Source organism: Paenibacillus sp. P4_E11, from assembly GCF_056401635.1.
The window spans coordinates 1-21,830 of the sequence record NZ_JBFUIX010000096.1; the positions used below are offsets into that span (position 1 = coordinate 1).

General features: G+C 48.5%; 22 protein-coding genes. 17 read left to right on the top strand and 5 right to left on the bottom strand.

Translation table 11 applies throughout. The features are described 5' to 3' along the window. The first annotated feature begins 55 nt into the window (after positions 1–55). The 3 genes from AC1DWB_RS26150 (at position 56) to AC1DWB_RS26160 (ending at position 3,280) form a co-directional block, all read left to right on the top strand. Positions 56–259: a hypothetical protein gene (locus tag AC1DWB_RS26150; protein WP_477544030.1), complete on the top strand. Its 204-nt coding sequence runs from the start codon at positions 56–58 to the stop codon at positions 257–259. Positions 260–1,444: 1,185 nt separating this feature from the next. Next, a complete protein-coding gene (locus tag AC1DWB_RS26155) occupies positions 1,445–2,503 on the top strand; it encodes a leucine-rich repeat domain-containing protein (RefSeq protein WP_477544031.1) in 1,059 nt (352 codons plus the stop codon). 285 nt (positions 2,504–2,788) lie between these two features. Then, complete coding sequence (locus AC1DWB_RS26160; protein ID WP_477544032.1) at positions 2,789–3,280, top strand: hypothetical protein; 492 nt, start codon at positions 2,789–2,791, stop codon at positions 3,278–3,280. 225 nt (positions 3,281–3,505) lie between these two features. Here the strand turns inward: AC1DWB_RS26160 and AC1DWB_RS26165 are convergent, their stop codons facing one another. Further along, a complete protein-coding gene (locus AC1DWB_RS26165; protein ID WP_477544033.1) occupies positions 3,506–5,788 on the bottom strand; it encodes an S-layer homology domain-containing protein in 2,283 nt (760 codons plus the stop codon). Between the two features lie 117 nt (positions 5,789–5,905). Beyond that, positions 5,906–6,667, bottom strand: coding sequence for a PrsW family intramembrane metalloprotease (locus tag AC1DWB_RS26170; RefSeq protein WP_477544034.1), 762 nt, complete (start codon positions 6,665–6,667; stop codon positions 5,906–5,908). 254 nt (positions 6,668–6,921) lie between these two features. On the opposite strand from AC1DWB_RS26170, the gene AC1DWB_RS26175 reads away from it, so the two are divergent. Genes AC1DWB_RS26175 through AC1DWB_RS26215 form a run of 9 tightly spaced genes read left to right on the top strand, consistent with a single transcriptional unit; the run spans position 6,922 to position 15,426 of the window. Further along, positions 6,922–7,638, top strand: coding sequence for an HAD family hydrolase (locus AC1DWB_RS26175; RefSeq protein WP_477544035.1), 717 nt, complete (start codon positions 6,922–6,924; stop codon positions 7,636–7,638). 12 nt (positions 7,639–7,650) lie between these two features. After that, complete coding sequence (locus AC1DWB_RS26180; protein ID WP_477544036.1) at positions 7,651–8,508, top strand: MurR/RpiR family transcriptional regulator; 858 nt, start codon at positions 7,651–7,653, stop codon at positions 8,506–8,508. A gap of 23 nt (positions 8,509–8,531) precedes the next feature. Beyond that, positions 8,532–9,266 (top strand): MBL fold metallo-hydrolase, encoded by a 735-nt coding sequence (locus tag AC1DWB_RS26185; RefSeq protein ID WP_477544037.1) that lies wholly within the window; start codon positions 8,532–8,534, stop codon positions 9,264–9,266. Between the two features lie 23 nt (positions 9,267–9,289). After that, positions 9,290–10,858 (top strand): ABC transporter substrate-binding protein, encoded by a 1,569-nt coding sequence (locus AC1DWB_RS26190; RefSeq protein ID WP_477544038.1) that lies wholly within the window; start codon positions 9,290–9,292, stop codon positions 10,856–10,858. 14 nt (positions 10,859–10,872) lie between these two features. Next, positions 10,873–11,817, top strand: a complete 945-nt coding sequence (locus AC1DWB_RS26195) for an ABC transporter permease (RefSeq protein ID WP_477544039.1) — start codon at positions 10,873–10,875, stop codon at positions 11,815–11,817. A 5-nt stretch (positions 11,818–11,822) separates the two neighbouring features. After that, on the top strand, positions 11,823–12,641 hold the full coding sequence (locus AC1DWB_RS26200; RefSeq protein ID WP_477544040.1) for an ABC transporter permease: 819 nt from the start codon (positions 11,823–11,825) through the stop codon (positions 12,639–12,641). Positions 12,642–12,659: 18 nt separating this feature from the next. Beyond that, positions 12,660–13,643, top strand: a complete 984-nt coding sequence (locus tag AC1DWB_RS26205) for an ABC transporter ATP-binding protein (RefSeq protein WP_477544041.1) — start codon at positions 12,660–12,662, stop codon at positions 13,641–13,643. Then, a complete protein-coding gene (locus AC1DWB_RS26210; protein WP_477544042.1) occupies positions 13,640–14,617 on the top strand; it encodes an ABC transporter ATP-binding protein in 978 nt (325 codons plus the stop codon). Before AC1DWB_RS26205 ends, AC1DWB_RS26210 begins: the two co-directional genes overlap by 4 nt. Continuing rightward, positions 14,614–15,426 carry a metallophosphoesterase gene (locus AC1DWB_RS26215; protein WP_477544043.1) on the top strand — a complete coding sequence of 271 codons (813 nt, stop codon included), beginning with the start codon at positions 14,614–14,616 and terminating at the stop codon, positions 15,424–15,426. Before AC1DWB_RS26210 ends, AC1DWB_RS26215 begins: the two co-directional genes overlap by 4 nt. 215 nt (positions 15,427–15,641) lie before the next feature. Here AC1DWB_RS26215 and AC1DWB_RS26220 read toward each other — a convergent pair whose 3' ends face one another. Further along, positions 15,642–16,493, bottom strand: a complete 852-nt coding sequence (locus AC1DWB_RS26220) for an aldo/keto reductase (protein ID WP_477544044.1) — start codon at positions 16,491–16,493, stop codon at positions 15,642–15,644. A gap of 54 nt (positions 16,494–16,547) precedes the next feature. Beyond that, positions 16,548–17,528, bottom strand: a complete 981-nt coding sequence (locus tag AC1DWB_RS26225; protein WP_477544045.1) for an aldo/keto reductase — start codon at positions 17,526–17,528, stop codon at positions 16,548–16,550. 181 nt (positions 17,529–17,709) lie between these two features. Between AC1DWB_RS26225 and AC1DWB_RS26230 the strand changes: the two genes are divergently transcribed. The 4 genes from AC1DWB_RS26230 (at position 17,710) to AC1DWB_RS26245 (ending at position 20,598) form a co-directional block, all read left to right on the top strand. Then, positions 17,710–18,603 (top strand): AraC family transcriptional regulator, encoded by an 894-nt coding sequence (locus AC1DWB_RS26230; RefSeq protein WP_477544046.1) that lies wholly within the window; start codon positions 17,710–17,712, stop codon positions 18,601–18,603. Positions 18,604–18,800: 197 nt separating this feature from the next. Beyond that, positions 18,801–19,361 (top strand): dihydrofolate reductase family protein, encoded by a 561-nt coding sequence (locus AC1DWB_RS26235; protein WP_477544047.1) that lies wholly within the window; start codon positions 18,801–18,803, stop codon positions 19,359–19,361. A gap of 85 nt (positions 19,362–19,446) precedes the next feature. Then, a complete protein-coding gene (locus AC1DWB_RS26240) occupies positions 19,447–19,902 on the top strand; it encodes a DinB family protein (RefSeq protein WP_477544048.1) in 456 nt (151 codons plus the stop codon). A gap of 273 nt (positions 19,903–20,175) precedes the next feature. Then, entirely contained in the window at positions 20,176–20,598 is a 423-nt protein-coding gene (locus AC1DWB_RS26245; protein ID WP_477544049.1) for a hypothetical protein, read from the top strand. 119 nt (positions 20,599–20,717) lie between these two features. Here AC1DWB_RS26245 and AC1DWB_RS26250 read toward each other — a convergent pair whose 3' ends face one another. Then, entirely contained in the window at positions 20,718–21,341 is a 624-nt protein-coding gene (locus AC1DWB_RS26250; RefSeq protein WP_477544050.1) for an SDR family NAD(P)-dependent oxidoreductase, read from the bottom strand. Positions 21,342–21,490: 149 nt separating this feature from the next. On the opposite strand from AC1DWB_RS26250, the gene AC1DWB_RS26255 reads away from it, so the two are divergent. Further along, a partial coding sequence (locus tag AC1DWB_RS26255; RefSeq protein WP_477544051.1) for a TetR/AcrR family transcriptional regulator occupies positions 21,491–21,830 on the top strand: 340 nt, incomplete at its 3' end.

Consider the following 21,830-nt stretch of genomic DNA (forward strand, 5'->3'; position numbering starts at 1 on the left):
CTGTTACACTGGTCGTAATATAGAGCCTTCGTCCGCGTAATCGGTTAGAGGGCTATTGCTTGTTCACAAGGAGGAATTCACGATATGGAAATGGCCGCGGCCCAGATGGTGGCTCTACGGCAAGCTGATTGTCTCGTTCCTGATTCTAGTCGTTCCCTTGTACGGAAACAGTCTGAAGATGAATGAGTCCAGCAAAAGAGCGCTTGAAATACTCGGCATGTATAAAATCGTTGCATGGTACCGAAATTGGTACTTTTAGTGATGTAAAAACCTACGGATTATTATTTGAAGATTGGAATGCAGAGCGTGTTAACAAGTCGGGTAACTTACATTAGACATATGGCATCGTTAAGTTAACGGGCAGTTTAACACAACCAATAATACATAACGAGCGATGGAGCGGATCCATCGCTTTTGCTATGCTTAAGGGCAGACATGGACTGGAAGCCGCGTTGCGATTGGGCAGGATACGATATCCGGGAGAGTTCAAGATTAATAGCATAAGTCCAAGCAAATATATTAACCAATTCATACACTGTTACTATCTTATGTTTAGGAGAGTGAAAGGGATGGGATTAATATTTAATCGAAATGTTAGAGTTACTTTTTTCTCGGGTTTTAACTTTACTGGAAGAAGTCTAACATTTAGACGAGGCGTGGCAGTTTCAAATCTGGGATTATTCGGTTTTAACAACATCATCTCCAGTTTTCGGCTAAGAAATGTTGTAATTCCTCGTCAAGTTACGTTAGTACTGTTTTCAGGCCGCAACTTTACAGGGAATTTTCGAATTTTCCGTGGTAGCCAGAACATTTCAGACTTACGAGCTTTTAACTTTAACAATGTAACCTCGTCGTTTATTCTGGTTGGATTCCGGATAACAACTTCTCAGATTCGTACCATTCAACGCACAGGCAGAATGCCAAGCGGCATTTCCAAATTATAGGCTAAAGGGACACTGAAAAAAGCGCCCTTTTTTCTTCAAATTTTTCTTGATGAAGGGAAGGATTGAGGCCTTTAGAACTTTTGTCAGCAGCCTCACTAACCTAAACGGGCATGATAGTTGAATAAGAAACCAGGACGAGGCTGCCGGCATAATCGGGAGCTTCAATTTTTTAGTGGGCGAATGACGGATCAGCAATGGGTATATGTTCTTGTCATTAATGGATATATGTTCATGTCATCCGATGTCGAGTGACATAAACATATATCCATAATACACCGCTAAGTTGGCGGTTTTTTCAGTTATGAATACATATTCTTGTCAAACCGAATTGACAAGAACATGCATTCATTGCCGATGAGTGCCAAAAACATATATCCATTGCCGAGGTGAATGATATCAAGTCATTAAGCTATACGAACGGGCAGTATAGTATGGCGAACAAAGGGTCACCTAGTGTAGGATTGTTATATCTTATTCAAATGGGAATGGAGACTAATGGGATGAGGATGTATACAGATCCAAAAGGTAAAGCTTACGAGGAGGTAATAGATTTAGCGATACGAAACTCGAAATGGTTCGTGCTCGGGGAGAAGATAGCGAATGCGGCTGATGTGAACCGTGACATTTACACAAGCGTATTGGATGCGCTGGAACCTTTCCTGGTGAAGACCATCGCAATCCAAGGCGATAATATGGATGATATTATACAAATAAGAAATACCTATCGCAGTCAGGCATTTTATACCGCTGGAACTTACTATTTTTATAAAAGCTGCGATGAAAGCGGAAATCTACTGAAGCAAATTGCAAACCGCCTATCAGATTGGATTTATCCACACCTGCCGGAAGATTTGTGTTTCTTGAAAAAGGATGGCGGAGACTACCTTTACTCCGTTGTGCATGAACGTATGTATGGTTTGGAAGTAACTGAGGAAGAAGCCATTGGACTGATGGATCGGATCACAGGGCTCTTTTTGGAATTAAAGGCTCATCGCGATCTGAATCGTCTGCTGGATGATGCCATAAAACATAAATCCGACTGGCTATACATCAGTGGGCATCGGCTGACTGAGTTACCTGAGCGAATCCGCGATCTTACAGAGATGCGGGATCTTGAAATTTTTGAGCAGGATCTTTATCGTCTACCGGAGGGGTTGTTCAAGTTAAGAAAGCTTGAACGCTTAAGCATCCTGACGGCTGATTTGGAGAGCATTCCTGCATCCATTGCTAGGCTCAAGAATCTGAGGCAGCTTTGCATCCAGTGTGCGAGCTCGGATCGGCCGACTCCCGGGTGGCGGGCCAAGCCGAAAGAAGAGATCAGCCTAAACCGCATCCCACCGGAGATTGGGGAACTGGAGCAACTGGAGCAGCTTACGATTCAATACACCTCGATCCATGAGCTACCGCTCGAGTTAGAGAGGCTTAAGAACCTGCGAATCTTGGACTTAGGAATATGTATGATCAGTCAGAAACCCGATTTCCTCAATGGTATGAAACAATTGAAATACATAAATATTTCAAAGGATTCGTTAGGGGAAACGATTGAATCAGAAGAATAGCTTAAATAACGGGCAAATGCATTAAGCTAACTGGGAACGATAGTATGGAGCTGCCATAAGGACAGCTGCTCTTTGATGTTCGTTGAAGTAACTGGCAGGATAAGAATTCAAAAGAGTATTGATTGGATAGTTCCCCAGCGAACCCAAGTTGAAAAGAGTCGGCATTTGGTTCCGTTGGCTCCCTTCTGAACGTTGGGTCTAAGTATCTTCTGCCCAGCAGTTACTGCCCTTTGCCCAGGTGTATGTTAGTGTAAGGTGAAAATATTTTTGGAGGTCATTAATTATATGAATCAAGAATGGTTGGATTCACTTGAAGGAGAAAAAAGAAAAAAGGCAGATGAACTTATTAGTAAACTGAAAGATATCAATTGTCCCGATCCATTTATTTGGGCCCACTCTGAAATTGAAGAAAATCAACCTTCACTTGCCGAATTTAGATTTTTAATATTTCTTAAACGTGATGCAATTGATTTTTTTGATAAGAACCCAGAAGAGTATGTAAGTACTTTAATTAAGAATGGCTATCCTCAATTTAGAAGTGTTTTTCAAAAGATGATTGATTCTGGAATACAACCAAAGGAAATTACGGATCTATTAAAGCTATTTGTTTATGAAGGTATTGTAGATACTCTAAGTAGGTTTGAACACAATTACAATGATAACGTTAAAGAGTATCCGGATTTTGTTATTGCTGAGGCTGATGAGGAGGGAAACTTAACGGGTAGACCAATGCATGGAGTGTACCACAATTTGTGGATGTTAAATCCAATGAACTAATAAATAAGAAGAAAGACAGATATTTCTGTCTTTCTTCTTATTTAAAGTCCGATTTCATTTACGGTAATGAACATAGCGAAACGCTTGCAGAAACAAATGGCCATGGTAGGTGGTTTCATAGGAAATCATGATTTGGCATTGATCCAATGGGGGTTTTTCAGCAATGGATATATGTTCTTGAGGTCCGCGTCACTTTGTGGGGCTATCTAATGGCGTAGGAAATCATCAAGGTCTAATATCGAGCATCCTGACGATGGCGGTTACGGCCTCGGCACGGGTAGCCAATGTTGAGGGTGCAAAGTTGTTGCCAGTCGTACCGCCAAGCAGATTGTTCTTACCGGAGATCGAGGCGGCAGGTTTGGCCCAATCGGGAATATCGGCATCGTCGGCATAATCAGTCGTCGCACCGGGAGTGAGCGTTATGCCCAGTCCTTTTACTACCATAGACATCATCTCCGCATGGGTAATGTTCGCAGTGGGACGGAAGGTGCCGTCAGGGTATCCGCTAATTATGCCAAGCTTCACGGCTTGCTTAACGGCCTTGGCCGCCCAGTCTTGGATCTGATCCGTATCGGTGAACGTAAGATCCACGCCCTCACTAGCCGGCTTTAACCCATTCATCAGCATAACGGTAAATTCAGATCGAGTAATGTTCGCATTCGGCTGAAACGTGAAGTCTGGATAACCGCTGGCGACTTTAAGATCATAAGCTCGCAGTATCTCAGGAGTCGCCCAATTTCCTTTGATGTCAGTGAACGGGCCGGAGTTTGCGGAAGTTCCTGCCGTGACGACTACCTTGGTCCTGGCAATAAAGTTGCCGTCCTGTGTGTTGACTGTAATGTCTGTCGAACCTGGGGAGAGGGCGGTTACTTTTCCATTAAGGTTCACAGTAGCTGCTCCCGGGTTGCTGCTTATCCATGTCACATTCTGATTAGTAGCGTTATCCGGAATTACCTTAGCCATGAGAGAGACGCTATCTCCGGTACGAAGGAATAGTGCAGTTTTGTTCAGTACAACACTGCTTACTTCGGTTGTCGTGACCGTTAGAGCTGTGACGGTAATCTTGCACTGTGCTACGGGACCGTCTCCAGAAGTTGCCGTAATGGTCACCGTACCGGAAAGGCGGGCACTCACGTTGCCCTTATCATCCACGGAAGCTATGTTCGGATTGGTGCTTTTCCACGTGACGGTGGAATTGGATGCATAGCTTGGCGTAAAAGAAGTCGTAAGCTTGCTCGTCTGCCCCTCAGTTAGAGCTAGAGAAGTTTGATCCAAGGTCATCGTCTTGACAGGTACCTTGAGGGCATACATGTACATCACATAAGTATGTTCCAAGTCGTTGGTGTCAACGTTTTTCATATCGGGATAGTTGGTGGATACATCATACAAGGTGCCGTCATCTCCGACTGCGAGGGGTTGCGGTTTGTCTGTTACGAATCTATATTGCCATTGAATGGCGCCATCTGGGTTAAGCGCATAGATTGCCTTATTGGAAGAGGAGTGGGTGTAGACCAGCCCATTCGGCGTCAGCACGGGTGGGACATCGGAACCGCCTGCGGCAAACTGCCATTTCAGACTGCCGTCAGAACGAATAACGTTCAGTTTGGAGTCCGCTGACCCTACATAGACGTCGCCATTCTGCGCGACCGACGGAGCGAAGACGTTGCTCCCTTGATCGAACTTCCATTTGAGCCCCCCGCTAGGCAGGATGGCGTATAAGTTGTGATCGGCCGATCCAGCGAAGATCGTACCGTCTGGTCCTACAGCGGGAACAGAGCTCACAATCCCGCCGGCTTGGTACGTCCATTTTCTCGTTCCGTTGGGCTTGATCGCATACAGGGATGAAGTGCCGTTGGCCGCATATATAGTCCCGTCAGGAGCCGTCGCTAGGGAGGGTTGACCTCTAACCTCCATATCGTACAACCAGATTTCGGATCCGTTCTGTGGATTCAGAGCATGGAGGATGCCATCACGGGACGCCGCATACAGGATGCCATCTGATCCGAATACAGGAGTTGATCTAATCTGATCCCCGGCTGCGAATGCCCATTTCTTCGTTCCATCCGGACGAATGGCGATCAACTCACCCGGATTATCGTGTGCATTACTGACATAAATCGTGCCGTCCGGCCCAACGATAGGTGGTGTTAAAAGAATGTCTTCGAGCAGGTAGCTCCACTTTTTCGTCCCATCGGATTTGAAGGCAGAAACGTATGATACAGAGCCAAGAAAACTAAACGTATGTCCTAAGTAGATTGTATGATCCGGTCCTATTGCTGGAGCGCCCATATATCGGCTAGCGAGCGTCGGAGCTTTCCATTTCAACTGAACGTCGCTGGAGTTTTGGAAAATAATCAAATCTTTGATAATGGGGAACTCGATAATGGGGCCCGGAGTTAGTATCGTTGAAGGATCAAGCTTGATTTCAGCTGAGACGGGTATATTCAGGCACCCGAAGCACATGGATATTCCCAGTAAGCCGGATATCCAACTCCTGTACATCCGCATGGAAAAAACCTCCTGTTTTAACCTTGATTATTCCTTTTCCGGTCTTACGATTCAATAAGACTTTTCACTCAATTATGGTACGAATCGTGTCGAATCGAAGAGGACTTTGCGATTCGGTCACTCCACGCTAAGCGCTTGCCCGCACCTGGCGCAATACACGGTTCCGGGAGGGGAAACCGTACCGCAGCCGTTGCAAGGAATCTCTCGGCGAAGTTCTCTAGTTTGATTCGGTTCAGCGACAGGTGTCAAATGCTTGCGCTCAGGATTGATAAGGAGAAGAGCCCGAGTTTCTTCTTGGGTGCCTTGACGAATTAACCGGCGCAAAAGCCATATGCCGCATGCCCCGACGACCAGCTGCCCGATGAGCCCTATGATGCCTCGATTCGAAGCGATATTCCACGCGGAGTGCAGCAGCACGGCTTCGGCCATGAATAATATCGCTATTCCATATCGTTTGCTGCGATTGCTTCCCTTGTCCCGGCGCTGCAACCGCCACCAGCCGACGGCCATGAGCCCGGTACAAATTCCGTGGCCGAGAGGGGACAGCAGAGTGCGCACCCATAAAACGGCCAGCAAGCTCGACGTAGAATCGATACGGGCCAACCCATAGAGCGCACTCACCAGACTGGCGAATCCCATGCCGGCCGCAACTCCGAAGACAACCGCGTCGGTAAGGAAACGCGTGCTTCTCACCCGGAACAGGGCAAATAACGGAAGTAATTTGCACAATTCCTCGATTACGGCAATTAACAACGGAATGGTATAACTGTGCAGTCCTCCAGCGGTTGTCTCCTCAATGAATACGAATCGGGTTTCCAGCCACCACGCAAGGGGAACAGCGATCCCGGCGGTTTCGATAAATGGATCAGCCGCCGACAATCGATGTCGGCGGCTGTTCTGTTGATTGAACTAAGAGAACGATAACTCAATAATAGAGCGGTAGTCTAGGACTTTATTTTCTCGTCCAAGGCTGCCGCTGTTTCATTGTCTTTCTTCGGTTAATAGATTTACGAAATCTCCACTTGGATTTAACGTTGCGCGAATACTTGGTCTCTATGATGTAGATGAAGGAAATAAAACATTTTGATAGTTTTGAAGGAAATCCTACAAGAAGCGGGAGACGTGGAGACAGCATGATTCGTTATTTATGGTTTGACCTAGGGTATACGCTGGTGAGAACGAACCGGGAAGAAGTTTATCAAAAGGCGCTGGAACGTTTCGATGTATTCCGGAATCCAGATGAAATCGCAATCGCCTATCATAGGACGGACAAGATGTTCATGCGAGAGTTTCAAGGTGTTCTCGGCAAGGATAGCCGAGCTTTCTTGCCCTGGTATATCGGAACGCTGAACTATTTCCTGCGGCTTTCGCTGCCGATCGAGGAAGTGATGCAGGTGCATCGGTCATTGACCGAGGAATTGCCGGTACAATGGAAAGCTTATGATGGTGCACGACAAACGCTTCAGCATTTGCGAGGTCTCGGATATCGCCTCGGCCTCATCTCCAATTGGGACGAGTCGGCCCGAACCGTATTGGCTCGGAATGGATTGGACGAGGAGTTGGACGAAATCATCATTTCCTCGGAGGTGGGAATGGAGAAGYCGAATCCGGACATTTTCCGGCTAGCCTTGGCTAGAGGAAATGTTGCGGCCAACCAATCGCTCTATATCGGCGACAACTACTACGACGACGTCGTAGGCAGCCAGAAAATCGGCATGCATTGCTTGCTCATCAATGCTTACGGAAACCGCGGCGTCGAGGAGCTGTCGTATCATCCCATCATATCCGGCATTCAGGATGTAGCATCGTACTTGGGACATTCCCGGATGCCGCTGGAGATCAATCGGTAAGGAGTTTTGCGAATGTCGACGATCGTGGAGAGAATCGAAGAGCAGTTCGACGCCCTGAGCGTCGCGCAAAAGAAAGTGGCGCATTACATTCAAGCCAACATGCAGGATGCGGTGATGGAGTCCGCACAGAAGATCGCGAGCAAATCCGGGGTCAGTGAGGCGACGGTTCATCGTTTGGCGCTGGCTTTGGCTTATCCGGGCTTCTCGGGCATGCTTCAGGATTTGCGCCGCCACGTGCTGAAAGACCAACGTGCCGTAAAAAATTTCCAGAACTCGACCAGCCATCAGGAAGATTCCTGGATCGAGAAGCACTTCGTGCAGGAAATCGAAAACCTTCGGGAAACGATGGCGTGGACGAACAAGGCGCAGATCCGTCAAGCTGCCCGAATGCTGCTGGATGCGGACCGGATCTGGATCGCCGGATGGCGGATGGGGCTGTCGGTCACTTCGTTCTTCAGCTTCGTCCTGAAATATATGCTGGGCAATTGCGAGTTGATTCCCCAAGGAGGTGTTGCGGAATACGCGTCTTACATTAAGTCTGGCGATATCGTGTTCGCGTGCGGCTTTCCCAGATATTGCTCGCGAACGTTGAAAGTGTCGACGCTGGCCAAGGAGCAGGGAACGAAGGTTATCGCGCTTACTGATTCCGGGCTGTCCCCGTTTGCGAAGCTGGCCGATTTATCGCTCTTTGCGGCATGCAAATCCACCGGATTCCTCGATTCCTATACGGCATCGCTATCGGTGGTGAACGCCCTCATCAACGAAATCTCCCATCTTGAAAAAGAGCGGGTCAAACTCAATATCGAGAAGATGGAAGTGATGTTCAAAGCGTTCCAGGACAACTTCGAGTGGATGAATCGGTCGAAATAAATCTCGCGGGAAAGGATCTTCGGATGGACATTACCGTAATCGGCTGTTGGGGGGCTTACCCCGAGAAAAACGAAGCGACTTCAGGCTATTTAGTGGAAAGCGAGGGCAGCAAAATCTTGCTCGATTGCGGCAGTGGCGTGCTGTCCCGGCTGCAAAACCATTGCTCGCTCGAAGAATTGGACGCCGTTGTCCTTACCCATACGCACGCCGACCATATCGCGGACGTATACAGCCTGGAGTTTGCCATTCTGATTCTGATGCGGATCGGCAAGCGGACCAAACCGCTCGACGTATACGTGAACGGCGAGGGAAGCGGTAGCTTGGCTTTCGGATACCCGGACAACGTTCGAGTCCATTCGATCGCGGCAGACATGATTTTGACCATTGGGACGGTGAAATTGGAATTCTCCGAGAATATACACGATATTCCATGCCTAGCGGTCAAGTTGACGTCTCGAGACGGAAAAACGCTCGTGTATTCCGGCGATACGGGCTATTGTCAAGCCATTATCGATTTTTCCCGGTCCGCGGACGTTCTGTTGATCGAAAGCAGCTTTTACGATCGGCAGGCGGGCATCATGGAAGGGCATTTGACGGCCGGAGAAGCGGGGCATATCGCGGCACTGGCCGATGTGGGGCAAACGATCCTGACGCATTTCCCCCACTACGGAGAGTTGAGCCAGTTGGCCATAGAAGCTTCACGGCATTTTGCAGGACCAATCCGATTGGCTCATTGCGGCATGCAAATCACCATTTGAGAATGGAAGGGGTTTTTTTCTTGTTGAAGCTAAGGAAAACGTTCGTTGTCGGGTTCTCCGCACTAATGATCATGTCGATGGTCATGTCCGGTTGCGGCAAAAGCAGCAATAGTGGCAATAGTGACAATAGCGGCAATAGCGCTCCATCCTCCCCGGCAGCCGGCGGGAAAATCGCGGGCGGCACCGTGCGGGTCGCGATGGCGACCGAGCCGGATAATCTGGATCCTTACTTGTCCGCGGCGACGGATACCGGCTCGATGATGGACAACGTATTCGATGGCTTGTTCGAAGCAGGCGAGAACAGCGACCTGATTCCGGCTGTGGCGGAATCTTACCGAGTGTCCGACGACGGGCTAACTTATACGTTCGTCCTGAAGAAAGGAATCAAGTTTCATGACGGGTCGGATCTCAATTCGGAGGACGTCTATTACTCATATGCGAAATTATCCGGATTGAACGGGAAAAAACCGCTCTCCTCGAAGTTTGCCGCGATCGAGAAGATCGACACTCCGGACGACTACACGGTAGTCGTGAAGCTGAAAGCCAAAGATGCGGCGTTCTTGGCCGCCAACATCGTCGCGATCGTCCCGAAGGACTACGAGGGGCAGAGCACGAAGCCGATTGGCGCGGGTCCGTTCAAGTTCACGACGTACACGCCGGGCCAGCAGCTGGTCCTGGAGAAAAATGAGAACTTCTACGACAAAGAGCACAAGCCAATGCTCGACCGCGTGGAATTCAAGTTCATGCCGGATCCGAACGCATCCGTGCTTGCTCTGAAATCCGGGGATATCGACATGGTTCCGGGCATCACCGCTCAAGGCGCGCTCCAGCTGGGGAACGGGTTCAACATCGTATCCGGGCCGCAAAACATGGTTCAACTTATGGCGCTCAACAATTCGGTTCAACCGCTTAACGACGTGAAGGTCCGCCAGGCGATCAACTATGCGATCAACAAGGACGTCATTATCAAGACGGTCGCCGAGGGCAACGGAGTCAAGCTCGGTTCCAATATGAGCCCGGCCATGAAAATGTACTACAAGGAAGGGCTGGACAAGCGTTACGAGCCCAATGCCGAACAAGCGAAGAAGCTGCTGAAGGAAGCGGGATACGAAAACGGGTTCAAGCTGACGATTACCGTTCCGTCCAACTATAAGTTCCACGTCGACACGGCTCAGGTCATCGCCGAGCAGTTGAAAGCCGTCGGTATTCAAGTGACGATCAAGCAAATCGAGTGGAGCAGTTGGCTGGAAGACGTGTACAACAATGCCAAATACGAAGCAACGATCATCGGTTTGACGGGCAAGCTCGATCCGCACGAGGTGCTGGGGCGATATGAAACGACTTATGCGAAAAATTTCTACAAGTTCAGCAGCAGCCAATTCGACGATCTCGTGAGTCGCGGCCGTCTGGAAATTGACGAGAACAAGCGGGCCGAGCTGTACAAGCAAGCGCAAACGATTCTTGCGGAACAGGCCGTCGCGGTTTTCATCATGGACCCCAGCCGTTCGGTAGCGATGAAGGGCAGCTTGCACGGCTTTAAAATGTACCCGATTCAGAAATACGATTTTGGCGCCATGTACTATTCGAAGTAACGAGGGATGGTTCGGTGAGATTCTATATCCGGAAGCTGGTCACTTTAGGTTCGACCGTTTTGCTCGTGTCGGTCATAACGTTTTTGGTTTTTCAAATATTGCCGGGGGATCCTGCCGAGATTGTACTCGGCGTCGATGCGGATCCGTATCAGCTCGCCGAGCTGCGCAAGACGATGGGGCTGGACCGCTCGGCAGCGGAACGTTACTTGTCCTGGATAAAGGATACGGCTGCCGGTGATTTGGGCAATTCGCTCCGTTACCATCGTCCGGTGGCGGACATAGTATCGGAACGTCTGCCCGTGACGATATCGCTCGCGCTGATGTCCGTGGGGCTCACTCTGCTCTTGGGTGTTCCCCTCGGCATCTATATCGCGCGGAAGGACGGCAAGCTCCCGGCGCTGCTGTTGTCGGTGTTCACCCAGTTGGGCTTGGCGGTACCGTCGTTTTGGCTCGCGTTCATTTTGATTTTGTTGTTCTCCGTTACCTTCAAATGGTTTCCGACTTACGGTTACGTCCCTTGGAGCGAGGATCCGGCAAGAGCATTCCAATCGCTGTTTTTGCCCTCGTTGGCACTCGCCATTCCTGGCATCGCCGTCGTGATCCGGTATTTGCGCAATACGCTGCTGGATCAATCCCGCATGGATTACGTGCGCACCGCCAGAAGCAAAGGGCTGCGCGAGAACCGAGTCATGTACCGACACATACTGCGCAATTCTCTGATTCCGGTACTGACGATCGTAGGTTTGTTGATCGCGGACACGCTGGGAGGCAGCATCGTCGTGGAAAATGTGTTTGCGCTGCCGGGACTCGGCAATCTGCTGATCACCTCGATCGGCACACGCGACTTGCCGCTGCTGCAAACGATGGTGCTATACATTGCCGTTATTGTCGTCTGCATCAATTTTGTCGTCGACATTCTGTATACCGTCATAGATCCGCGCATTCGACTGAAAAGGTGAACGAGATGAAATGGAAACAGCTAGTCCGCAACAAGCCGATGATGATCGGCGCGAGTTTGATTGCCCTGCTCCTCACACTCATGGTGACGAGCCTGTTCTACACCCCTTACGGACCGAACGAGATGAACACGGCGATGCGTCTGGCCCATCCACAGCCTTCTTACTGGTGGGGGACGGATAATTTTGGGCGCGATATTTTTAGCCGGATCATGGAAGGAACACAAACCGCTTTTCTGATCGGCTTCGCGACCGTGGCGATCGGAATGATCTTCGGCTTGATCATCGGAGCGGTCGCTGGATACATGGGAGGATGGCTGGACGAAGTCCTGATGCGGATCATCGACGCGAAGCTGGCGTTCCCTGGCATTTTGCTGGCTATTATGCTCGTCTCCGTATTCGGCCCTGGGCTGGGCAACACGATCGTCGCCCTTGGCGTCATGAACATCCCCGCATTTTCCAGAATCGCGCGCAGCGGATTTATCCAATACAAGGAATTCGCTTTCGTCAAAGCGGCGATTGCGAGAGGGGCGGGGCCGCTGCGCATCATATTTAGCCACATCCTGCCGAATATCATTTCGCCGCTTATCGTAGCCGCCTCGTTAAGGTTCTCCGGGTCCATCCTCGCCGAAGCCGGGCTGAGCTACTTGGGACTGGGCGTACAGCCGCCCGACCCGAGCTGGGGCAGAATGCTGAGCGAGGCCCAGCCGTTTATCGTGAACGCTCCATGGTACGTCCTTATTACGGGTGCAGTCATTACGACGATGGTTCTCGGCTTCAATCTGCTGGGGGACGGGATAAGGGACCTTTACGACAAAAAAGGTTAGGTTAGGAGGATAGCCGTCATGGCAAGTGCCTTGCTTGAGTTGCGGGAGTTGGAAGTCGCATTTACGATCGGGAAGAGAGCGTATCCGGCGCTGCAGCAAATCACATTCCAGGTTGAAGAGAAAGAAACGGTCGGTATCGTCGGGGAATCCGGATGCGGGAAAAGCCTGACATCCTTGTCCGTGATGGGCTTGCTGCCCGAGACGGCAACGATGACCAAAGGCGGAATTGTGTTGGATGGCAAGCCCATGGAACCAGCGTCCATGGAAGAATGGAGCACGGTCAGAGGCAAGCAAGTTTCGATGATTTTCCAGAATCCGATGTCGGCGCTCAATCCGCTCATGCCGGTCGGTAAGCAGATTGCCGAGATGGCCATGGCCCATCTATCCATCTCGAAGCAGGAAGCGAAGCAGTGTGCGATGGACATGATGGCCAAAGTCGGCTTGTCCCGGGTGAAGCGGCTGTACGAAGATTATCCCCACCGCCTTTCCGGCGGCATGATGCAACGGATCATGATCGCGATGGCTTTGATATGCAAGCCGAAGCTGCTGATTGCCGATGAACCGACAACGGCGCTCGACGTGACGATCCAGGCACAAATATTGGATTTGCTTCGGGACATGAACCGCTCGACGGGCACCGCGATTCTCTTCATTTCCCACGATCTTGGAGTTATTCGCGAGGTTTGCCAGCGGGTGATCGTCATGTACGCCGGGTATATCGTGGAAGACGCTCCTGTGGAGGAGATTTTGCATGCCCCCAAGCATCCTTATACGGCCGGGTTGCTGCAGTCGCTTCCAAGCGCCGACAAGAGAGGCTCCCCTCTCTATACGATACCCGGCCGAGTTCCTTCGATCGCCGATCGGCGGTCCGGGTGCCCGTTCGCGGGACGCTGTCCGAGCGCTTCGGACCTTTGCGAGACGGCTACTCCGGTTCTGTTGCAAACGGCGGCCAATCACAGGGTCCGGTGCCACTTGTACGCGGACAGCGGGAGGGCTATATGACGGAGTCATTGTTCCAGATAAGTTCGCTGACCAAGCATTATCCCGTTCCGAAGCAGGGGCTGCTGGAGAAACGGCACGTTTTGCGGGCGGTGGACGGCGTTTCTTTCCGAATCTATGAGGGAGAAGTGTTCGGGCTGGTCGGCGAAAGCGGCTGCGGCAAGTCTACGACGGGCCAGCTGCTCGTGCAGTTGGTGAAGCAAACGCAGGGAGACATCTATTACCGAGGCCGAAAAATAAGCGGGCTCTCGGGGAGCGAGATGAAATCGCTTCGGCGGGAAATCCAAATCGTGTTTCAAGATCCTTCTTCTTCGTTGAATCCGAAGAAGACGATCGGCTGGATTCTCGAAGAGCCGCTGATCATTCACCGGATCGGGGACAAGCGAACGAGACAGAGGATCGTCTCCGAGATGCTGGAACAGGTCGGGTTGGATCCCGGCTATACGAGTCGGTATCCTCATGAGCTAAGCGGTGGGCAGAAGCAGCGTGTCGGAATCGCCGCCGCCCTTGTGCTGTCGCCCAAGTTCATCGTCATCGATGAGGCGGTTTCTGCCCTCGACGTGTCCGTGCAGTCTCAAATTTTGAACCTACTGAAAGAACTGCAACAAAAACGGGGCTTAACGTATCTGTTTATTTCCCACGATCTAAACGTAGTGGAATATATAAGCGACCGGGTAGGCGTCATGTACTTGGGAAAAATGGTGGAAATCTTCGAAGCCGGAGTAGGGGAAGAGCCGCTCCATCCATACACTCGTGCGCTGTTTTCTTCCATTCCCGACGTCAAGAAGAAAAAAGAACGAGTGACGCTTCAGGGCGAAGTACCCAACCCGATCCATCCTCCGAGCGGCTGCGCGTTTCATCCGAGATGTTCGTTCGCGATGGATAAATGCCGCACATTGGCCCCAGACTTAAGACGCGTAGGAGCTGGACACGAAGTAAGCTGCCATTTATACGAGGAGGCGAACGACACACTGTGAAATTAGGCGTAATATCGGATTTGCACGTGGATCTTAACGAACTTACAGGAGAACCGCCGATCGAAGAAGCGTTATTGGAGGTCGCCGCCGAGAGCGGGCTGGATGGCCTGATTATTGCCGGAGATATTTCGAACGACGTCAACCGCACTCTGGCCGTCCTTCACTCGCTGAAGGAACGTTGCGATTATCCCGTTCTTTTCGTCCCTGGCAATCACGATTACTGGAACAAGGACAACGGAATCCGGGATACGTGGCAAATATACCGGCAGTTTCAGTCGTTCGATGGCTGCTTGAGCGAGAGACCTTACGAGCTGGGGAACGAATGGGTCGTCATCGGGAACTCCGGTTGGTATGACTACACGCTGGGCGAGCCGGACTATTCGTTCGACGAATTCGAACGTATGCACGCCATGGACCGGACGTGGCAGGACAGCCTCTACGTGAAATGGGGAATGAGCAACCGGGACATTCATCGGTATTTTTACGAGCGCATGGAGCGGGAACTGGCGGAACATCGCGGCAGACCGATCGTGATGGTCACCCACATGTTGACGCATCCTTATTTCAAAGTACCGATGCCCCACCCGCAGTGGTCTTACTTCAACGCCTTCCTGGGAAGCGAGGAGTATGCCGACCTATACCGGCGCTACGGTGTGCGTTATGGCATTATGGGCCATGTCCATTATCGGAAGAAATACGCCGATCAGGGAACGGAATTGATCTGCGCTTGCCTGGGGTACCGGAAGGAGTGGCGGAAAGCGTCCGCGGTCGAAGAGATTCGCGATTGTCTGCAGATCATATCCATTTGATTAGGCAGAAGCTGAGTAGTCAATAAGATAAACTGGCTGACCTTATATTCACTGTCCGAAGGGCAACCCTTTGGCTAGGGTCGGTTGCAGATGCGTAGTTCATTAACCTAACGGGTACGATAGTTGAATATAATTGGAACGAGGCTGCTGACATAATCGGCAGCCTCATTGTGAGGGACGGTAATCACTGCCGGCGGTGGTTTTTCGAAAGATGGTTAGATATCAAGTTTCCGGTTACCGATCCATTTCACCATTTCAGGATCGCGATGTGAAAAGAATAGGCTCTGTTTCGTATCTAAAGTAGAAATCACCTCTATATCCTCTTGACTTAATTCAAAAGCAAAGATATTGAAGTTTTCAATAATTCTTTCTTTACGAACAGACTTTGGAATCACAACGACTTCTCTTTGTGTCAACCAGCGTAAAACCACCTGAGCAACGGATTTATTATACTTTTCAGCTATGGATACCAATACTTCATTCTGGAACAAGTTATTTTTTCCTTCAGCAAAAGGTGCCCAGGACTCAATCTGAACATTGTTCTCTTTCATGAATTTTTCACTTTCGATTTGCTGGTTGAAAGGGTGCATTTCAACCTGGTTTACGGCAGGAACGACTTCATTATGAATAATCAAATCGATCAGACGATCCGCCTGGAAATTACTAACTCCAATTGCACGGACCTTTCCTTCCCGATACAATTCCTCCATAGCACGCCATGAGCCATGCACATCGCCAAATGGCTGATGAATTAAATACAAATCCAAATAATCCAATTGCAATCTCTCTAGTGATTTTTCAAAAGCTTGTTTTGTGCGCTCATAACCAGCATCCTGAACCCAAAGTTTCGTAGTGATAAACAATTCCTCTCTTGCCACGCCACTCCGTTTGACCGCTCTGCCAACGGCTTCTTCATTCAGATAAGAGGCCGCTGTATCAATCAGCCGATAGCCTGCCATCATAGCGTCATAAACGCTTTGTTCACATTCATTTTGATCTGTAATCTGATAAACACCAAAACCGAGTATAGGCATCTCAACGCCATTATTCAAAATTACTCTTTGCATATACAATCCTCCAGTTATTTTTTAAAAGGTCCAACTAAAAATCCAAGGAATATATTAAACGGCACCAACTACAGGATGGGGAACGTACAGCTCTTCCAATGACGTAATTTCTTCAGGTGTTAACGTTATCGATAGAGCACCTACGGCTTCTTCGAGCTGAACCACTTTCGTAGCACCGATAATAGGAGCTGTGACAGGTTCTTTCTGCAGTAACCAAGCAAGTGCGATATGAATACGGGGAACACCATGTTTTTCTGCGATTGCCGCAACGCGCTCCACGACCAATCGATCCATATTTGTTGTCGCATCGTATTTGATTTTTTGCATTTGATCGGTTTCGGAACGAAGTGTTGTTTCCGACCTATCCCGCGTCAGTCTGCCTGATGCAAGTGGGCTATATGGAATCACACCGATTTTTTCTGCCATGCAGAGCGGCAGCATCTCCCTCTCCTCTTCACGATAGATCAGGTTTAAATGATTCTGCATCGACACAAACCGCGTCCATCCATTTTTCTCAGCTACATGTAGCGCTTTAAGAAACTGCCATGCATACATAGCAGAAGCTCCAATATATCTTGCCTTACCAGCCTTCACAATATCATGCAACGCTTCCATCGTTTCTTCAATGGGAGTATTGTAATCCCAGCGGTGTATTTGATAAAGGTCAACATAATCGGTTCCCAGTCTCTTAAGACTCTTATCAATCTCACTCATGATTGCCTTTCGGGAAAGCCCTGCACCATTCGGACCTTGATGCATACGAAAATGAACCTTTGTCGCTAGGACAATTTTATCCCGATTGGCATAATCCTTTAGAGCACGTCCAATAATTTCCTCACTGGTTCCGTCTGCATACACATTTGCGGTATCGAAAAAATTGATACCTAATTCAAGGGCTTTTTTTATTATAGGACGACTGCGCTCCTCATCAAGTATCCATGGATGATGCCACCGCTCTGCTACACCAAAGCTCATACAGCCTAGACAAAGCTGGGATACATCCAAACCAGTATTACCAAGTTTCACATATTCCATTTGTCGATACGCTCCTTTGTTCCCTTTTGTTAATGGGGATAACCTTATTATGCAACAGATGAAAAAGCGACAGTTATCCCATTCATGCCAAATGATTGCCTAATCCTCTCACGACACTTATGTAACTGACGAATTTGGAATATACTCGATCTATAAGGAGTGAAGGAACAAGGAGGATCTTATGCTTGAAATAATAACTAAACAGCAGATTGAACTTGCCGAACTAATTGAGCGATATTCCGTCCAGGACGGTGTTCACGCAACTGCCATTCCGACTTTATTTTTCATACGTCGCTCTGAATTGACCGGACCGACTTACGGAGTTTACAAACCTTCCTTATGTATTGTGGTTCAAGGGGCGAAGGAGGTATGGCTGGCACAGGAGAACTTCAAGTATGATCCTGCAAATTACCTTATTGCATCAGTTAACTTGCCGGTTATTGCCCAAGTCACCGAAGCTTCTTCCGACATTCCGTATTTGGGTTTTAGACTTGAATTTACGGCGAGTGAAATTTTAGAGGTATTAAGTGATTCTGAAATTCGAATCACCCCAAAAGGGAATGTTGAGCGTGCTATGTTCGTCGGTCAGATGGAGCTACCTATTATGGATTCCATATTCAGATTAGCTCGTTTGCTAGACAATCCGAAAGACATTCCGTTCCTAGCTCCTATCTACACAAAGGAAATTCTATTCAGGCTTTTGCAAGGGCAGTATGGTGCTACGCTGGCACAAATCGCAATGGAAGGAAGCGGCACCTACGGAATCAAGCAGGCTATCGAACAAATTAGCAATAACTATGATAGGCCTTTGCGCATTGAAGAGCTCGCAGAAATAGCTAATATGAGTATTTCTTCGTTTCATAGACACTTCAAAGAGGTAACTGCTATGAGCCCTATTCAGTTTCAAAAACAGCTGCGATTGCAGGAAGCACGTCGCCTATTATTAATCGAATCAACAGATGCCGCTGATGTAGCTTTTCGAGTAGGCTATGAAAGCCCCTCGCAATTCAGCCGCGAATATTCTCGCATGTTTGGCTTTTCCCCTAGACGAGATATAAAGCGCATAAGAGTATAGCTGAATTGAGTTCGGGGTTAAGCTAACGGATATGATAGCATCATGACAGCAGGCCCGACTTCATCGGCAGCCTGTTCCACTAACAGGTAGAATACTTCCAATATGTGTTAATATAAAAGTGGATGTTTCTTTGTTCAAATTCAGAGGGGCAGGCCTTGGTCTCGTTGGAAACTAATAATTTGGAGGGCGTTATTGAAATGGCGAAACTAATCTACGCTACTAACGTATCTTTGGACGGTTACATTGAGGACGAGCAAGGTAATATCGATTGGACGATCTCCGATAACGAGATGTATGCGTTCTGGACTGACTTCGAGCGGGCGATTGGCACCTACCTATATGGGCGTCGAATATATGAGTCGATGGTGTACTGGGAGACGGCGAGCGCCGTCGGCGATCAACCGGAGGAAATACGGGATTTCGCGCAGATCTGGCGAGCGGCTGAGAAAATCGTGTATTCCCGGACGCTTGAGGCGGTTTCAAGCGCCAGGACTAGGATCGAGCGCGAATTCGATCCTGATGCGATCCGGAGGCTGAAGGAGTCTTCAGTTGCCGACATTACGATTAACGGCCCCGAGCTTGCTGGGCAGGCGATGAGCGCGGGACTGATCGACGAGTGTCATCTGCTTCTTAATCCGATTGTCTTGGGTGGAGGGAAGCGAGCATTGCCGGACAACCTCCGTATGCGGCTAGAGCTGATCGGTGAGCGCCGCTTCCAATGCGGCGTTGTTCATCTTCACTACCGCGTGATCGTCTGACCGCGACGCTAGAGAGTGAAATCCAGGAGATACGCCTTCGGGCTTAGGTTCAAGTAATCGATGAGACGAAGAGGGGGAAACCGAAATGAAGACGATCAAGCGCATGATGGACCACCTGTACTGGGCGGACGGACGCATCTTGGACGCGCTCGAGGAGAGTGAGACGAAGAGCAAGGACCTTCTGAAGCTGGTTCGGCACGTCGCGGTCGCGGAACGAGTCTGGTTGTCTCGATTGCAGGGCAAGGGCAGCGCGCAATATTCGTTGTGGGAGGAAGCGGAAGGCCTGACGGCGATCCGGACGATATTCGAAGAGAACGCCGAGCAATATCGCGTCTATATCGAAAAGCTCGAGGAATCCGAGTTGGACGAGATGGTCGACTATGCGAACCAGAGCGGGGTTCCGTTCCGAACGTCCGTCCGGGACATCCTGTCGCAGGTCCTCTTACATGGGCAATATCACCGGGGACAGATGAACCGGGTACTTCGGATCGAATCGGCAGAGCCCGTCCAAGTCGATTACATCACGTTCGCGAGGCTCTAACGGGGCCTAATAATCACCATCACTCGGAATGGGATTGGTATTGACCTAACGGAGACCGATAGTACAATAAGAAACCAGGACGAGGCTGCCGGCATTTATCGGCAGCCTTCTTGAAGTAACGGGCAGATTAATGGAGTAATTTACCAGTCAACTAAATAAAACATAATCATAAACGTATCGTCTGTAATAGAGTAAAACAACTCGTTTTAACGAACCCTTTGGAAGTGTTTTTGAGAATAGTTAATAATAACTTTTTAAAAGGATGAAACAACAATGAACCCCTTTTTCAAGATCATGTCCGTTTGCATTTTGCTATTAATAATAATTGGATGCTATAAAGACCCAAAAATTGAAGGGGCAAATAAGATTAGTCAAATGGAGAGAACCTCCACATCAGAGAAGATATTTAAACAGAACAAAGACGCGGACATTCTATGTGTCTATGGTACACGTTATTATAAACGTGCCGAAGATCAGGAGCAATATAAACAAATGGATTTGAAAATAAATCATGAGTTAGGCGAGGTAAGAAAAGAGTACAAAGATGGAAATTTTTTCGAAGATTACATGGCAACTAAACTCCAAGTTGGGACAAAGATATTTACGATTCAAGGTCAAATGCAATCTGAATTGCTTCTTGTAAAACTGGGAGAAAAATACGTTGTTTATGTATATCACAATTCAAAGGATTTGTAAAAGCCCCCTCGTGTGAAGCGATTCATGAAACTAACGGATACATTAGCTCAATAAATACATGACGGCAGCCGGCCAGAACGATCGGCTGCCGTTTCTCAACGAACGGGCAGGATAGTGCGTTAAATTGAAATTTTAGTTGGATCAAAACCTAGTGGGAATACTTCTTCAAAGCGGTCCTTTTTCTCATACATGTTATACCAAACATCAGCAATGACGTCCGGATCTCCAGCCGTTCCGGGTTGTATCATGGTCCCGATAGAGAGATGTCMCACAAATACACCTTTTTCTTTCAACTCATTGTGCAGGTTTGAAGCATAATTACGAATACCAGACATAACGATTCCGCCATTCCCTACAAAAGGTAAAGGGAACATTGCAGATAAGCCCGTTGTAAATAAGATTGCACCAGAACCGTTATTTATCATCTCAGGTAATACCTCATTGACCGAAAGAACTGCAGGCAGCAAATAGCTGTTTATTTGTTCTAATACACTCTGAGGCGTAGTCTCCAGAACATTTGTGAATTTATCCCACCCTGCATAAGGRCTAAATTCTAACACATCGATAGAACCAAACTCACGTTTAACAGCTTGAATGGCTTGTTTTAAATCAGCCAAGTCCGTGACATCCGCAACAAAAGATTGTGCTTCAATATTAAGCTTTCTAAGTTTCCGAATTTTTTGGCTAGAGACAAACCCAATCCAGGTCCTGCACCTACTATTGCAACAGTTTTCATTTTTCATTAACTCCTCATCTGTGATATATTAAAGTAACATGTGTTGCTTTAATGAATAATTTACAGCCAATCAAATAATGTAACAACCAACAATCAGTGTAGGAATGTTGCTATAGCAACAAGATTGATTATTTGTCGAGTGTAAGGAGGGGAAATGTGGCGACAAAAGTAATGAATGTAAGAACGACACAAACAAAGCAGTCTTTGATTAACGCATTTATCCATTTAGTTTCAAAAAAGGATTTTGAAAAAATAACGATAGCGGATATAACAAAGGCAGCACTGGTTAATCGAGCCACATTCTATGCACACTTTAAAGACAAATTCGAATTATTGGACTTTATTATGGGGGACTCCGCATCAGCTGTGATCGTAAACCGTACTAAAGGTGAAGTGAAATTCGATCAAGACAGCATACATCAACTCGTTATAGCATTATGTGATTTTTATGAACAACCGAACATCCAATGTCGCAGCAGCTATGTAGGTTTAGTCG

Bases quoted from the DNA above. Each gene is read 5' to 3' on its own strand.
- AC1DWB_RS26155 (WP_477544031.1), top strand. From the start codon at position 1,445: ATGAGGATGTATACAGATCCAAAAGGTAAAGCTTACGAGGAGGTAATA.
- AC1DWB_RS26160 (WP_477544032.1), top strand. From the start codon at position 2,789: ATGAATCAAGAATGGTTGGATTCACTTGAAGGAGAAAAAAGAAAAAAG.
- AC1DWB_RS26165 (WP_477544033.1), bottom strand. From the start codon at position 5,788: ATGCGGATGTACAGGAGTTGGATATCCGGCTTACTGGGAATATCCATG.
- AC1DWB_RS26180 (WP_477544036.1), top strand. From the start codon at position 7,651: ATGTCGACGATCGTGGAGAGAATCGAAGAGCAGTTCGACGCCCTGAGC.
- AC1DWB_RS26185 (WP_477544037.1), top strand. From the start codon at position 8,532: ATGGACATTACCGTAATCGGCTGTTGGGGGGCTTACCCCGAGAAAAAC.
- AC1DWB_RS26200 (WP_477544040.1), top strand. From the start codon at position 11,823: ATGAAATGGAAACAGCTAGTCCGCAACAAGCCGATGATGATCGGCGCG.
- AC1DWB_RS26205 (WP_477544041.1), top strand. From the start codon at position 12,660: ATGGCAAGTGCCTTGCTTGAGTTGCGGGAGTTGGAAGTCGCATTTACG.
- AC1DWB_RS26210 (WP_477544042.1), top strand. From the start codon at position 13,640: ATGACGGAGTCATTGTTCCAGATAAGTTCGCTGACCAAGCATTATCCC.
- AC1DWB_RS26220 (WP_477544044.1), bottom strand. From the start codon at position 16,493: ATGCAAAGAGTAATTTTGAATAATGGCGTTGAGATGCCTATACTCGGT.
- AC1DWB_RS26225 (WP_477544045.1), bottom strand. From the start codon at position 17,528: ATGGAATATGTGAAACTTGGTAATACTGGTTTGGATGTATCCCAGCTT.
- AC1DWB_RS26230 (WP_477544046.1), top strand. From the start codon at position 17,710: ATGCTTGAAATAATAACTAAACAGCAGATTGAACTTGCCGAACTAATT.
- AC1DWB_RS26235 (WP_477544047.1), top strand. From the start codon at position 18,801: ATGGCGAAACTAATCTACGCTACTAACGTATCTTTGGACGGTTACATT.
- AC1DWB_RS26240 (WP_477544048.1), top strand. From the start codon at position 19,447: ATGAAGACGATCAAGCGCATGATGGACCACCTGTACTGGGCGGACGGA.
- AC1DWB_RS26245 (WP_477544049.1), top strand. From the start codon at position 20,176: ATGAACCCCTTTTTCAAGATCATGTCCGTTTGCATTTTGCTATTAATA.